At 57.0% G+C, this 13,790-nt stretch carries 17 protein-coding genes; 2 read left to right on the plus strand and 15 right to left on the minus strand.

Annotation, left to right across the window (positions count from 1 at the left end; translation table 11 throughout):
• Positions 1 to 67: 67 nt before the first annotated feature.
• From gatB to MHI24_RS11725, 14 genes are all read right to left on the minus strand, one after another.
• Positions 68 to 1,513: an Asp-tRNA(Asn)/Glu-tRNA(Gln) amidotransferase subunit GatB gene (gene gatB / locus MHI24_RS11660; protein WP_340025778.1), complete on the minus strand. Its 1,446-nt coding sequence runs from the start codon at positions 1,511 to 1,513 to the stop codon at positions 68 to 70.
• A 32-nt stretch (positions 1,514 to 1,545) separates the two neighbouring features.
• The gene (gatA, locus tag MHI24_RS11665; RefSeq protein WP_340025779.1) at positions 1,546 to 3,003 is read right to left on the minus strand and encodes an Asp-tRNA(Asn)/Glu-tRNA(Gln) amidotransferase subunit GatA; all 1,458 of its coding nucleotides are present in this window, start codon (positions 3,001 to 3,003) and stop codon (positions 1,546 to 1,548) included.
• Between the two features lie 27 nt (positions 3,004 to 3,030).
• Positions 3,031 to 3,318 (minus strand): Asp-tRNA(Asn)/Glu-tRNA(Gln) amidotransferase subunit GatC, encoded by a 288-nt coding sequence (gene gatC, locus MHI24_RS11670; RefSeq protein ID WP_340025780.1) that lies wholly within the window; start codon positions 3,316 to 3,318, stop codon positions 3,031 to 3,033.
• 188 nt (positions 3,319 to 3,506) lie between these two features.
• Positions 3,507 to 3,890, minus strand: coding sequence for an ATPase (locus MHI24_RS11675; RefSeq protein WP_340026663.1), 384 nt, complete (start codon positions 3,888 to 3,890; stop codon positions 3,507 to 3,509).
• A gap of 159 nt (positions 3,891 to 4,049) precedes the next feature.
• Complete coding sequence (locus MHI24_RS11680) at positions 4,050 to 4,817, minus strand: ABC transporter permease subunit (RefSeq protein WP_340025781.1); 768 nt, start codon at positions 4,815 to 4,817, stop codon at positions 4,050 to 4,052.
• Positions 4,814 to 5,728 carry an ABC transporter ATP-binding protein gene (locus tag MHI24_RS11685; RefSeq protein WP_340025782.1) on the minus strand — a complete coding sequence of 305 codons (915 nt, stop codon included), beginning with the start codon at positions 5,726 to 5,728 and terminating at the stop codon, positions 4,814 to 4,816. Before MHI24_RS11685 ends, MHI24_RS11680 begins: the two co-directional genes overlap by 4 nt.
• A complete protein-coding gene (locus MHI24_RS11690; protein WP_340025783.1) occupies positions 5,728 to 5,919 on the minus strand; it encodes a PLD nuclease N-terminal domain-containing protein in 192 nt (63 codons plus the stop codon). The genes MHI24_RS11685 and MHI24_RS11690 overlap by 1 nt, the downstream gene beginning before the upstream one ends.
• A 62-nt stretch (positions 5,920 to 5,981) precedes the next feature.
• Positions 5,982 to 6,209 (minus strand): hypothetical protein, encoded by a 228-nt coding sequence (locus tag MHI24_RS11695; RefSeq protein WP_340025785.1) that lies wholly within the window; start codon positions 6,207 to 6,209, stop codon positions 5,982 to 5,984.
• The gene (locus MHI24_RS11700) at positions 6,206 to 6,538 is read right to left on the minus strand and encodes a DUF5345 family protein (RefSeq protein ID WP_340025786.1); all 333 of its coding nucleotides are present in this window, start codon (positions 6,536 to 6,538) and stop codon (positions 6,206 to 6,208) included. The genes MHI24_RS11695 and MHI24_RS11700 overlap by 4 nt, the downstream gene beginning before the upstream one ends.
• Positions 6,522 to 7,064: an RNA polymerase sigma factor SigY gene (sigY, locus tag MHI24_RS11705; RefSeq protein WP_340025787.1), complete on the minus strand. Its 543-nt coding sequence runs from the start codon at positions 7,062 to 7,064 to the stop codon at positions 6,522 to 6,524. Before sigY ends, MHI24_RS11700 begins: the two co-directional genes overlap by 17 nt.
• A gap of 58 nt (positions 7,065 to 7,122) precedes the next feature.
• A complete protein-coding gene (locus MHI24_RS11710) occupies positions 7,123 to 7,329 on the minus strand; it encodes a hypothetical protein (RefSeq protein WP_340025788.1) in 207 nt (68 codons plus the stop codon).
• Between the two features lie 191 nt (positions 7,330 to 7,520).
• Positions 7,521 to 8,153 (minus strand): MBL fold metallo-hydrolase, encoded by a 633-nt coding sequence (locus tag MHI24_RS11715; RefSeq protein WP_340025789.1) that lies wholly within the window; start codon positions 8,151 to 8,153, stop codon positions 7,521 to 7,523.
• A gap of 1 nt (position 8,154) precedes the next feature.
• Positions 8,155 to 8,721 (minus strand): thioredoxin family protein, encoded by a 567-nt coding sequence (locus MHI24_RS11720; RefSeq protein WP_340025790.1) that lies wholly within the window; start codon positions 8,719 to 8,721, stop codon positions 8,155 to 8,157.
• Positions 8,718 to 9,332 (minus strand): DedA family protein, encoded by a 615-nt coding sequence (locus tag MHI24_RS11725; protein ID WP_340025791.1) that lies wholly within the window; start codon positions 9,330 to 9,332, stop codon positions 8,718 to 8,720. The genes MHI24_RS11720 and MHI24_RS11725 overlap by 4 nt, the downstream gene beginning before the upstream one ends.
• Positions 9,333 to 9,589: 257 nt before the next feature.
• On the opposite strand from MHI24_RS11725, the gene MHI24_RS11730 reads away from it, so the two are divergent.
• Both MHI24_RS11730 and MHI24_RS11735 read left to right on the plus strand, forming a co-directional pair.
• Positions 9,590 to 9,946 (plus strand): autorepressor SdpR family transcription factor, encoded by a 357-nt coding sequence (locus tag MHI24_RS11730; protein ID WP_340025792.1) that lies wholly within the window; start codon positions 9,590 to 9,592, stop codon positions 9,944 to 9,946.
• A complete protein-coding gene (locus MHI24_RS11735; protein WP_340025793.1) occupies positions 9,946 to 10,599 on the plus strand; it encodes an SdpI family protein in 654 nt (217 codons plus the stop codon). Before MHI24_RS11730 ends, MHI24_RS11735 begins: the two co-directional genes overlap by 1 nt.
• Before the next feature lie 429 nt (positions 10,600 to 11,028).
• Here the strand turns inward: MHI24_RS11735 and MHI24_RS11740 are convergent, their stop codons facing one another.
• A complete protein-coding gene (locus MHI24_RS11740; protein WP_340026664.1) occupies positions 11,029 to 13,731 on the minus strand; it encodes an O-antigen ligase family protein in 2,703 nt (900 codons plus the stop codon).
• Positions 13,732 to 13,790: the final 59 nt, after the last annotated feature.

A 13,790-nucleotide genomic window follows, 5' to 3' on the forward strand; every position in this document is an offset into this window, starting at 1 on the left:
TATATCTGTACAGGGCCTGCCGTTGCCGACAAGCCCTGTGCCCTGATTCTATGATCTATTACCCATTCTAGCTGTTCAGCACTTCAGCAAGCAAGGTGTTCACCAGACCCGGGTTGGCCTTACCCTTACTCGCTTTCATGACCTGCCCGACCAGGAAGCCGATGGCTTTCTGCTTGCCGGCCTTATAGTCTTCTACAGACTGCGGATTCGCCGCCACTACATCCTGAACAATCTGCTTGATGGCTCCTTCATCGCTGATCTGGACCAGGCCCTGCTCTTCAACAATGACTCCCGGGAGCTTGCCGCTCTCCAGCATCTCCTTGAATACGGTCTTGGCGATCTTGCTGCTGATGGTTCCGGCAGCGATCAGCCCGATCATCTCTCCCAGCCCCTGAGGCGTAATCTTCACCTGGGATAATTCCAGACCGTTGCTGTTCAGATATCCCAAGAGGTCACCCATCATCCAGTTGGCCACAGCCTTGGCATCCTGTGTATACGCAAGGCTGCCCTCGAAGAAATCAGCAAGCGGCTTGGAGGAGGTAAGCACTCCGGCATCGTATGCAGTCAGGCCGAATTCTTCACTGTATCGGGCCTGACGGGCATCCGGAAGCTCCGGAATGGTGGAGCGGATCGCTTCCCTCCATGCATCATCAATATGCAGCACAATCAGATCCGGGTCCGGGAAATACCGGTAATCATGGGCTTCTTCCTTACCGCGCATGGACAGGGTCTTGCCCCCTGCTTCATCCCAGCGGCGGGTCTCCTGCACCACGGTACCGCCCTCATCCAGAATCTCCGCTTGGCGGAACTGTTCATATTCCAGCCCGCGGAGCACGCCGCGGAAGGAGTTCATGTTCTTCAGCTCGGCCCGGATGCCGAATTCCTCCTGCCCTACAGGACGCAGGCTGATGTTGGCATCACAGCGCATCGAGCCTTCTTCCATCTTCACATCCGACACATCGCAATACTGCATAATGGCGCGGATCTTCTCCAGATAGGCGCGCGCTTCCTCAGGCGAACGCAGATCCGGCTCGGAGACGATCTCGATCAGCGGGGTGCCGACACGGTTGAAGTCCACCAGCGAGGCGAATCCGCCGTCGACATGGGTCAGCTTCCCGGCATCCTCCTCCAGATGCAGACGGGTGATGCCGATCCGCTTGGTCTCGCCGTTCACTTCAATATCGATCCAGCCGTTCAGTCCGATAGGCTGATCATATTGCGAGATCTGGTAGGCTTTGGGCGAATCGGGGTAAAAATAATTCTTGCGGTCGAATTTGCTGACATCGCCGATTGTGCAGTTCAGAGCCATCGCCGCTTTCATGGCATACTCTACCGCCTGGCGGTTCAGCACCGGCAGCACGCCGGGATGGCCGAGGCAGACCGGACAGGTGTGCGTATTGGGCGGAGCACCGAATTCGGTAGAGCAGCCGCAGAAGATTTTGGACTTGGTATGAAGCTCCACATGAACTTCCAGCCCGATGACCGTTTCATATTTAGACATAGATAATCTCATCCCTTAAAAGTTTTGTGGGCAACTCCTTCAAGCTACAATTGCGGGCGGGCCTTGTGATACTCTGTATGCTGTTCAAAGGCATGGGCGACGCGCAGTACCGTGCTCTCGTCAAATTCCTTGCCGATAATCTGCAGGCCAACAGGCAGGCCTTCGGCGAAGCCGCAAGGAATGCTGATGGCAGGGATACCGGCCAGGCTGACAGGGATGGTAAGGATATCGTTCAGATACATCGTCAGCGGATCTTCGGTCTGCGAGCCCAGCTTGAAGGCGGTGGTTGGCGCAGTCGGCCCGAGCACGACATCATATTTGGTGAATACTTCATCAAAATCCTGCTTGATCAGGGTGCGGACCTTCTGGGCTTTCAGATAATAAGCATCATAGTACCCCGAGCTCAACGCGTAAGTTCCGAGCATAATCCGGCGTTTGACCTCAGGGCCGAAGCCCTGGCTGCGGGAATTGTGGTACAGCTCCAGCAATCCGCCCCCGTCATCCACTCGCTGGCCGTAACGGACCCCGTCAAAGCGGGCCAGGTTGGACGAAGCCTCCGAGGAGGAGAGCAGATAATACGCGGCAACGGCATATTCGGTATGCGGAAGAGACACTTCCTCCCATACGGCGCCGAGCCCTTCCAGCACCTTAAGCGCTGACAGCACGGATTCACGGACCGCCGCATCTACACCTTCGCCGATATATTCCTTCGGCACGGCAATCCGCAGTCCGGCAATATCTCCGGTCAACGAGCCGAGGTAGTCAGGGATGTCCACCTTGGCTGAGGTCGAATCTTGGGCATCATAACCGGCAATGGCCTGCAGCACATACGCGGAATCTTCAACAGTACGGGTAATCGGGCCAATCTGGTCCAGCGAGGAGGCAAAAGCGACCAGGCCGTAACGCGAGACCAGACCATAGGTTGGCTTAAGGCCTACTACCCCGCAATAGGATGCCGGCTGGCGGATCGATCCTCCGGTGTCCGAGCCCAGCGTGAAGTACACCTCACCGGCTGCAACCGCTGCTGCCGAACCGCCGCTTGATCCGCCGGGCACCCGCTCCAGATCCCACGGATTGGATACCGCGCTGAAGCTGGAATTCTCATTGGAGCCGCCCATGGCGAACTCGTCCATATTCAGCTTGCCGATGGTTACGGCATCCGCCTGGCGCAGCTTGGACACTACGGTTGCATCATACAGCGGCTGGAAATTGGCCAGGAACTGGCTGGCACAGGTGGTGCGCAGATTCTTGGTCACAATATTATCCTTGATGCCGGCAGGGAGTCCGAAGAGCAGGCCGCGGGAAGCCCCGGACGCCAGCTTGTCATCAAGCACGCGCGCTTGCTGCCGGGCCCCCTCCTCATTCAAAGTCAAAAAGGCATGAATCTTACTGTCACGCTCAGCAATGATCGATAACGCTTCCTCTGTCAGCTCACTGACCGAGACTGCCTTGGTGTGCAGCATGTTATGTACTTCAGGTAACCGGTATTGAAACAGGCTCAACTTGCTTCCTCCTCTCTTGGTATCGTGTTATTCCAGAACAGCGGGAACCTTGAACTGTCCGTCTTCATCATCAGGTGCATTAAGCAAAGCTTCCTCTTGGGTTAGGCTCTCCTTAACCACATCCTCACGCATCACATTGCTGACCTGCAGCACATGCGTAGTCGGCTTCACATTCTCGGTATCCAGCTCATTCAATTTCTCGGCATATTGTAAAATAGCATTCATTTGTTCGGTAAAGGTAGCCTCTTCTTCCGGGCTTAATTGCAGGCGGGCCAGCCTGGCCACATGCTGCACATCTTTGACAGTGATGCTCATATTGAATATCCCTCCTGTTTAAAGGGCTAAAGCGCCCGGATAACGTTTTTAATTATATTGTAGACGGCCTTACAATTCAATGCGCTTGTCAGCGGAAGGAAGATCCGGAAGGCTGGTGGGGGCAAATCCGAAGGGATAACCGGAGGAATGGGCGAAAAACAAAAAGCCGGCATTCGCCGGCTTCTACCTTAAATCCAGGCGCGAAGGTTCACCTGCTTGATGAAATCCGCCTGGGACATACTCTCTTGGGATGTTGTCTCTATCTCTTCCGCCTCAGCCGTCTCGCCGTTCATCAGTTGATGGAACAGCTTCTCATTATACGTTGACAGTGCATAATCTATCAGCGCCTCATGCGTGGCTCTCTCGGCTTCCAGTGCCAGCAGCTGCTCTTCGGCCTCAATGTCCTCAGCTGTAACATAGAAATTCCTGTTAGCTTCGGGAACACGAATGACATAATCAAACGCATTATCAGGATTGCGGTCGTAAGCAATCAGGTAGCCATAGTCTCCGATAGGAAGGCTCTGCTCGAAAGCGTCCGCGACAATGACAATCTTCTCTCCTAAACGCAGCATCATCCTACCTCCTGACTAAAATCTATCATGGATTTGCTTGTTTCAACAGTCTACTAAAAAAAGATAGAGCTGTCCAGCAGCAGGATGGCACTATTCATGAATTGTCACAGAAATAACGATGAAAATTCTTGAAAACATGCATTTTTGTTGCAAAGGCTGTTAATTAGGCAATTTATGTCTGCCTGTCTGCAAGGAAGCCCCAGTGATACAGGCTATAATCAGCAGCAATGCACAGATTACCGGACCGGCTTCGGCTGCTCCGCCCGCGAGGACTGCCGCAGACAATCCGGGCAGCGCAGCAGGCAGCCAACCGGTCTGGGCAGGCAGCAGGCTTTGAACCAGGCTCATTCCGGCTGCCAGCAGGAGCGCAAGAGCTGCCGCTGCCGGCCCCCGCAGCCAGGCGCTGAAGAAGAGCGTAAGCGAAACGGCGCAGAGCAGCCACAGCGCATAGAGCAAGGAAGCCGCCGCAACGGCGCTCCACGACAGATGTCCCATTAGCAGCGCCGTATAATAAGCAGCTCCCGCTGTCCCCAGCCCCACGGCAAGGAGCAGTACGGTCAGATGTGCTGCCCACTTGGCGGCAACAATGGAGACAGGGGACAGCGGTTTGGCCATCAGCAGCTCGGCTGTCCCGCTATGGCGTTCACCGGCCAGGCTGTTCATGGCGGCGAGTGCGAGCACCAGCATTCCAATCGTCCCATATTGGCCCAGCGCCTGAGCCATCACTGTTGCTGCGCCCGGCAGCTCGTAGCTCTCCAGCAGCGCTGCCGGTGCATTGGACGAAGCCGCCAGAATATCAGGCATATAATAAGCGACCAGCGGCTGCATAATCCCCAGGATGATGAATACCACAGGCACCCAGATCAGCCTATAGCTGCGGACGGCCTCAAGCAATTCTCTCCGGTACAGCGTCCATAGCTTCCTCATGCCCCCACCACCTTCATGAACAGCTCCTCCAGCGTGGATGAGCCCGCTTCGAATTGCAGCAGGGGAATATCCAGCTCCGCCGCTTCCAGCAGAATGGTCCGGCGCGCAAGCTCAATATCGCTTACGTTCAGCAGCGCCTTCCCGTCCGACACTTCTGCCGCCTCAACAAAAGCTCTGTTCCCCAGCTCCTCCAGCCACCGGACAGCCCGGTCTTCCTTGACGGTGGCCAGCCTGATCACCGGAAGGCTGTATTCCGCACGGAGACGGGCTAGTGTTCCCTGCTCGGCGATGCGTCCCCGGTTCATCAATATGACCTCATCGCACATCTCCTCCGCATCATGCAGCACATGCGTGGAGAGAATCACGGTCGTCTCTTCGCGGATCTCCCGCAGCAGCTCCATTACTTCGCGGCGTCCGATAGGGTCCAGCGCGGAGACCGGCTCGTCAAGCAGCAGCAAGCGCGGGCGGTGCACCAGAGCTTGAGCCAGCCCCAGGCGCTGCTTCATCCCGCCGGAATACCCGCCGATCCGGCGGCGGGCCGCAGCCGTAAGCCCCACCCGCTCCAGTACAGCGGCCGATGCCGCCGCCGCTTCCCGGGAACTCATGCCGCTCAGCTTGGCAGAGAACCTTAGATACTCCAGCCCGCTCATCCAGTTATAGAAGGCCGGGGCCTGCGGCAGATAACCCAGATACCGGCGGTAGTCCTCTCCCGGGGTTCCCCCGCCGAAGCTGACCGTGCCCGATGTCTGTGGCAGCAGACCGGCAAGCATACGCAGTGTCGTCGTCTTCCCCGCTCCGTTCGGCCCCAGCAGAGCGACACAGCGGCCGGCTTCAACGCTGAAGCTGATTCCGTCCACGGAGGGCTGCCCGCCATAGGTCTTGCGCAGATCCGTAACCTCAAGCAGCGGCATCACAGATCCCTCCTGCCCAGCGTGAAGTAGGCGATGCTGCCGAGCAGGTTGCCAAAGACCAGGAACAGGACCCACATCCATCTCGGCCCCCGCACCTGCTCCGCCTTCGCCAGTGAGATCAGCCCGATCACCGCAAGCAAAAGCTGCAGAGCCAGCAGCGGGCCAATCAATCCCCAATTGATATCATTCATAACCGTATCCCTCCAGTTCTCTTAAGTGTGACTGAAAAAGATAGACGGAAAATAGTAGTTCCTCAGCGGTTATTGTCTGCCTTCCGCTTCCGGTTGTCCGGGAGAACTACAAACAGCAGATAGCACAGTGCCGGTGTCGGTACCACCGTAAGTCCCCAAATCCCCCAGAACCAGGCCTTCCATCCCTGGCCTCTGTCCCGGGCATGGAGGAACAGCCAGGTTCCCTGCAGCATCACTGCAGCAGCCAGGACAATCCATAACCAGACAGGCAATTCCTGCAGCTCCTTCACGGCTGCGCCTCCTCCCGCCGGCGTCTGATCCATGCTGCTCCCGGGATGCCAAGCGCTGCCAGCAGGAAAATCACCTGCAGGCTTAAGTACACCACCGGTGCAGAGCTTAGAATGGAGATCACAGCAACAATCAGCACCAGGGCGATCAGGATGAATAACAGCAGCTCTTTACGGCGCCGCCTGCTCCGGCGGAGTGCTTCCGACGCTATAAGCTGCTCCAGCTCCGGCAGGGAAGGGGCAGTGACATCGTCATACTGTCTGTCCAGATTCTCCAGCTCTGCCGAGAGCTTATTCAGAAGTTCTTCATCACTGTTAAATCTCATCATCATTCAGCTCCTTCCGCAGCTGGCCCAATCCGGCAGCTACACGTGATTTCGCGGTTCCAGCAGGAATATCCAGCATCTCCCCGATCTCCTCGTACCCGTATCCGTAATAATGCTTCAGCAGAACCGCCATCCGGTGCGCTGAGGACAGGCGCGACATGGCATCAAGCACATCGCTCCACTCCATATTCCGGCTCTCGAACCCCCACCGTATCCGGCGGGTCCCCTGCTGCTCTGCCTGCTCCTGCTTCCACTTCATCTCACGCCGCCAGCGCCGCTTGCGGTCAATGTACAGACGGCTGGCGATCGTAATCAGCCATGAAGAGAATTTGGACGACCCATTATAGGTTCCGATCTTCTCCATACAGCGGAGCATCGTATCCTGGGCCAGCTCCTCCGCAAGCAGAGGGTCCATAGTGGCCTTCACCAGATACTTGTACAGGAAGGGATAGTGCTCCCGCAGCAGCATAGCCAGCGCAGCAGCATCCCCCTGCTGTGCCCGGCTGATCTTCTCCAGCATCGCGTCGCCCATAGCCCCTCCCCTATCCTTTTCTTTCACATCTGTAATACGTCTATGTAACAGCTATCGTTCATTCACCATCCGAATTATTCTGCAGCTCCCACAGTCTGCGGCGCCACGGCTGCATTCTCCCCCTGCCGCGGGGGAAGCTCCAGAACAGCGTCCTCTTAGTATCGTCTCTCTCTGCCGTATCATGCAGACTCCGGCCTCCGGCCGTTTCTATATGATCTGCTTCCAATTCTCCATCATCTAGCTGGTGCTGTATCTGTTCTTTCAAGCTGCTTCCTCCCGGGAAAATAAAGTAATACTATAGACAAAAAAAGAACGCAAACCGGGATTATTTCCACAGTCTGCGTGCTTCGCGAGGTAAATGTTACATTTAATTAACATCATTGTAGCAACTCTGTTTCTTTTTGTCCATCCTTAATTTCCCGGATCATGTCGCATCCGCCCAAAAGATGTCGTTATTTATGCCGGGACATACGGATTGTGGAGCTTCTCATAACCAATGGATGTCCGCGGCCCGTGGCCGGGGAACACCCTTACTTCCTCATCCAGCCGGTAGAGCTTGCCGCGGATGGAGTCAATCAGATCACGCTCTCTGCCTCCGGGAAGATCCGTGCGGCCCACGCCCATTTTGAACAGGACATCGCCGGAGAATAAATCGCTGCCGCACAGGAAGCTGACGCTTCCCGGGGAATGCCCGGGCGTATGCAGCACGCGGAAGGTAAGTCCAAGCAGATTCAGGGTCTGGCCTTCAGCCAGATCATATTCTGCCGGATCAGTGCTGACCGGAGGCGTGGTCTCAGGCCACAGCAGCGAGCCGTTCAGCTTCGGACTGCCCAGCCACCCGCTCTCCAGCGGATGGATGTATACCGGACTTTTCTTGGCTTTGCGCACCTCATCCAGTCCGGCGATATGGTCGAAGTGGGCGTGGGTCAGCAGAATCGCCTCAATCTCAATCCCCTCCGCCGCACGGAGCAGTGCCGCAGGATTGGCCCCCGGATCAATAATCACACCGCGCTTTGGGTCTGCTCCGGTCAGCAGATAAGCATTCGTCTGGAGTGCCCCCAGATTATAAGAACGGATATTCAGCATCACATCAGAACCCGGAGATCAGACTGCGCAGCTCTTTGGCGATAACCGCGTGTGATTCCGTCCCTTCTCCGTAGGCTTGGCCCATTGCTTTGCGCACCTCGGTGATTTTACTCTCATAGTCTGCGGCTTCGCGGTCGGGATTCTCACGCTTGAACTCTACCATCAGCGATTGCACATGCGCCGGACGCGGCCCCCACTGCCCCAGTACATAGCCCCCGGTATCGGCAAAAATAACAATTGGAACCGAACGTCCGCCCATCGTCAGGAAATGATCCATCAGATCCTGATTCTCTTCGAGAATCAATACTTCTGTCTTGATGCCCGCCGTCTCCAGAATGCGGAAGACCACCGGAACATTGCGGACCACATCCCCGCACCAGTCAGCGGCCAGAATCAGCACGCGCAGATCATCGCGGTGATTCAGGCTCTCGAAGTATTCACGGTCACTCTCATCTTCCCAGGCAAACTTCTCATACCACGATTCAAAAGCCTGCTGATTCTTCGTCATGGCTTCCACGAACTGGCGCGGAGTAAGGCCTTGGCCAAATTTGCTTGCTACATTCTGCTTCATGCTGCACTACCTTTCTTCTTGGATTTGTACCACTTGAACAGGAAGTATAGAACAATTACCGCAATGGCGGCAAGAATAATCTCATGCGTATACTTGGCTGCGACCTCGTCAATCGTCTCCCATCTGTCTCCCAGCGTATACCCCAGATAGACAAACAATACGCTCCACGGGATCACGGCAAGGGTAGTCAGCAGCGTAAATCTGCCCAGGTGCATCCGGGAGATGCCGGCCGGAACCGAGATCGCATGGCGGACAACCGGGATGAAGCGCGCGGTGAAGATCACGCCGGTGCCGTACTTCTGGAACCATTCCTCGGAATGGTCAATATGCTTTTTGGAGATGAAGATGTACTTGCCGTACTTCTCCAGCACAGGCCTGCCGCCGTAACGGCCAATCCAATAGACGAAGATCTGGGCGACTACTCCCCCAACGGTACCGAACAGCACGGCGCCAAAAAAATTAATATCCCCCTGTGAGACTAAATACCCGCCGTAAGCCAGCACAATCTCGCTTGGAATGACTTCAATCATCAGGCCGATCATAATGCCGAAGTACCCTAGAGACTGAATCCATTCAAACAGCTGTGAAACGATATTGGATATAAAGTGCAACTGCAGCTCTCCTCCCGTATTGCTTATTTAGCCCGGCACTTGGCTGTCAAAGGCAGCGCCAGGTCCGCTCTATGTATCCGGCTTCTCCTAGCCTATTCTAGCATATGCCGGCTTACGACTTCTAGTTATGGAAAAGGAACGTGCCGGGTTGCGCGGATTGCTGAGCATTGAAGTGATTTTGGAGGTTGACACTGCCTGGAATGAAGATTTATTATATATTTAGATAATTATTTAAATATCGAAAGGAGGAGACGGAGTTGAATGAATCGTTCAAAGCACTCGCTGACCCGACCCGGAGACAGATTCTCAAGCTGCTGCGTGAAAAGGACCGGACGGCCGGGGAAATTGCCGATTTTTTCAATATGTCCAAACCCAGTATCTCTCACCATCTGAATGCGCTGAAGCATGCCGGACTGATCCAGGATGAGCGGAAAGGCCAATTTATTCTGTACTCCCTGGACTCTACGGTGCTTGAAGAGGTGCTTGGCTGGTTTCTGGAATTAACGGGTACATTCAAGGGCAGCGCGGACAAACCGAAAGCTGGCTTCGAAGACTCAAGTCCCAAGGGTAAAAGCAACCCGGGCACTATTCTAAACATGGAGGATGAATCATAATGGCGAACTTCAAATGGAAATGGCAGGACACACTGATCGTTATGCTGGGACTACTCTCCCTGGGCTATGCGCTGGTGAATTACGGAAAGCTGCCGGATCAGCTTCCGTCCCACATCGGCATCACCGGCAAGGTCGACCAATACTGGAGTAAGGGTTCGGTTGTTGGCTTGTTTTCTTTTCTGGGATTGATATTCCCGTTTGCCATGCAGTTTATCCGCAATTTCGATCCCAAGAGCGAGAACTACAATAAGTTCCAGGGTGCATACAAAATGGTCCGTCTTGCAGTTGCCGTAGTCTGCGATGGTGCGCTTGTACTGTCAGTCAACCACGGGCTGAACGAGCAATTCGCTGCCGGAAAATGGGCTACGGCAGGCCTCGGGCTGATGCTGGCTGTCATCGGAAACTTCATGCCGCAGATCAGGGATAACTATTTCATCGGCATCCGCACGCCCTGGACCCTGGCGAATCCTGTGGTCTGGCAAAGAACCCACCGTTTCTCAGGAAAAATATGGGTAGCAGGCGGAGTGCTGCTTGCACTTGCGGCCTTCATGCCCGGAGCCCTGTCGCCCGGCACGGTTATCGCCGCGCTGATCATTATCGCCTTGGTTCCGGTTGTGTACTCGTGGATGATCTCACGGGGGGCCAAGGCTTAAGGATCAGTTGGAGGCTGGCGGGAGCGCGGGGGCTGGGGGACGTAGACGGGGATTGCTGAGGACATCATTCTCACAGCAGTCATTCGGATGCTGTAGGCGCTGGAACGATAGCAATTGCATTTTGTACAATGGAATGCTGTAAAAAAGGCTTGGACATAGATTCTAATGTATTCCGTACAATGGAATGTTGAACAAAGGCCAATTTTCACCCCAAACACTACATTCTACTGTATAAAATACAATGGAATCTCATTTTACGGCCAATAATCCATTTTCTATTGCAGGAAATACAATCACCTATTTGAATGTAAGAGCAGAGATCGGTAACTGGTGCAGGATCAGCCCCATATCTAGCTCGATGTTCATGCTCAGCCTTTCACACCCCTGAGGTTTATGACTGAATTGCTTAGCGTTGCTGGCAACAGCAGGTTATTGGCCCGTCGTGGTTGCCGTGAAACGGGGCGGCTCTGCGAGCATGGACTGCTTATGTAGCTGTCTAAGCTGCCGGTAAATTTCATCCGCCTGCGGCAGAAAGGCAAAGCCTCGGTCATTATGCTGCGCTCCTTTGCTCTCTTCCCTGGCGGCCAGCAGGCGGTATTGCCGCAGCAGCTCCAGCCCCGCGGCCGCACTGTCTGCCGCTGTAGCTCTATCGCCTGCGGCTAGGCTGCGCTTGCCCTGGTCCAGCATTCCTTGCAGCGCTGACACCCTGCGGGCGGCGTTGAACGGATCGGCCTGCTGGCTCCGGCGGACCCAGTAGAGCGCCTCCCCCGGATGCCCGCTCCGCAGATCATCTGCGGCAAGCTCCCATTGCAGGGCAGCATTGCGCGGAGAATACTTCAGGCTCCGCAGCAGCAGGTCTGTTCCCTGCTCTTCCGGAAGCAGCCGCGATAGAGCAATGGCTGCCTGCGGCTGTCTGGGATTCCACTTAAGCGATTGCTGTAATAATGCCGCTTGTGCAGCAGGCTGTGACTCATGGACCGCCTGCTTGAACAAGTCAGCTCCCCGCATCGCCCGGTAGGACAGCCCGCTGCACAGGATGGCTGCTCCGCAGAGGGCAAGGAGTGCTGCTTGTCTCGATTGGTGCTGCCAATTCCATAGCTGAACGGGGATCGAGCTGCGGGTGTGAGCGGTTCGCTTGGCCGGAACCGCAGAACCGGACGGGGAAGCACTGGATGAAGCATGATCATCCAAAGGTGCAGGTAGCGCACCCTCTGCTGCGGCGTTGAATCCCGGATAAGGAAGTGCGGATGGATCTGGAACCGGCGGGGTTGCTGGCGTCAACCGGCTGCGTTCCGTGGTCCGTGGAAGCCTGCCCGGGGCATCGGCCCGGCTGTTCTTCTCCGCCAATGCCCAGGCTGGCAGCAGCAACAGCAGCAGCCAGAACAGACCATAGCTCCAGTCGAAATCGACGGCGCTATGCAGAATCATTACCAGCAGCGGCGGCAGCAGCCGTGGCGAGGCCTTGGCGATCAGCCAGCCTGCGGCCAGCAGCAGCAGGAGGATCACCATTAGACCGGCGACTCCCAGATTCAGCAGGGTGTCGAGGTACCCGCTGTGCACCTGGCTGCCGACATAGGGGCGGGACTGGGCGGACAGGTAGGCCTGCCGCCAGGTCTCGCCCCCGCGCCCCAGCCAGGGCGCCTCTGCCGCGAGCCTCCAGGCGTCGCGGTAGAACAGTCCGCGCGCGGCGGCTGTCGGGGACGGCCCCGTGATCCGCGCGCGTACCAGCAGGAGGACGGCGCTGGCCGCCGCCGTCCAGCAAGCCGCCGCCAGTGCCAGCGCGGCGGCGCGGTCCCTGCCCGCCGCGCGGCCGCAGCGGCGGTACAGCCACAGGCCGGCCAGCACCGCGCCGGCCCAGAGCCCGGCCAGCGCCAGCAGGCCGGGCAACGGCTCTGCCGCCAGCCCGGCCCGGGCCAGCTGGCGGTAGAGCAGCGCCGCGGCGGCCACGGGCGCGGCGCCGTTCATGAGAAGCGGCACGAACAGGTGCCGCTTCGGGAGCAGGGCTGCGGCGCCGGCGGTAGCCGCAGCCAGCCACGCGCCGCGCGACTCGCTGAGGAGCAGCGCGGCGGCGTACGGGAACAGCGGCGAGAGACGCGCCGCTGTGAGCCATGGCGGGGCGGCAACGCGCCCCGCAGCCGGCCCGAAGCTATAAGCGGCCGCGAACAGCCGCTCCAGCAGATACACCGCCATCACCGCGCCCAGAGCATTGGGATACTCAAGCAGGCCCCCCAATCTTGCCCCAGTTGCACTGACCCCGGGGGACTCCGTATAGGCAACTGCATAAGGGAGCGGCAGAACGCCGCAGACGGCCAATAGCGCACTTAGGCTAATGAGCAGTCCGGTCAGATGCCAGAGCACAGCCAGCACAACCAGTCCCCGGCGGTCTCCCGCAGCAAGCACAGCGAATACCGTAAAGCTGCCATAGAATCCCCAGCGCAATAGCTCATTCAAGGTTCCCTGTGAGGAAATAGGAGCACCCAGCATATGGATAACGTACAGCAGAAAGATTACAAGGCAGCAGCCCGGCAATACCCAAGCCGTCCAGTGCCGTCCCAGACCGCGACTTCCACCATCACCCGGTATCCGCCCGTTCTTCCCCCTTACCTCATCAGCACCTGCAAGCTTGGCACCGCTCCCGGCCTCAACAGCACCTCCAAGCCTCGCACCGTTTCCGGTCTCATCAGCACCTCCAAGCACCGCAGTTCTCCCGACCTCTTCAACACCATCAAACATCGCACTGGTCCTGGCGTCATCAGCACATCCAAATACCGCTCCGTTCCCGCCCCCGCCAGTAACCAGCCGCTCCCCTCCGCTCAATCCGGCAACTTCTGTCTCTGCCGATGCACGCTCTATATTACCTTGCGCCCGCATATCCCCTTCCCTTGTACCTGACGCCTGAGCCCGACTCGCTGCCCTCCTGACGTCCTTCTTCCCGGACCATTCCCGCATCTGCCCTGCACTCACCAGTAACGCCACGCCTCCGCACCATGCAAACCATAGGGTCAGGAACCGATACATTTCCCCGGCGAAAAAGAACCCCCGAAGCGCACAAGCCCCCAGCAGCGCCGCAAACAACGCCAAGCCGCCCGCTATCGCAATCAATCTAGTTCTCCGCCGCTCAGATCTGCTCATCACATCCGCTATCTCCCATTCCTCTTGTTGCTTAACAGTCTGCCCATATTTCCCGCAAA

This window comes from Paenibacillus sp. FSL K6-1096, from assembly GCF_037977055.1.
In the GTDB taxonomy this organism is placed as follows: Bacteria; Bacillota; Bacilli; order Paenibacillales; family Paenibacillaceae; genus Paenibacillus_AQ.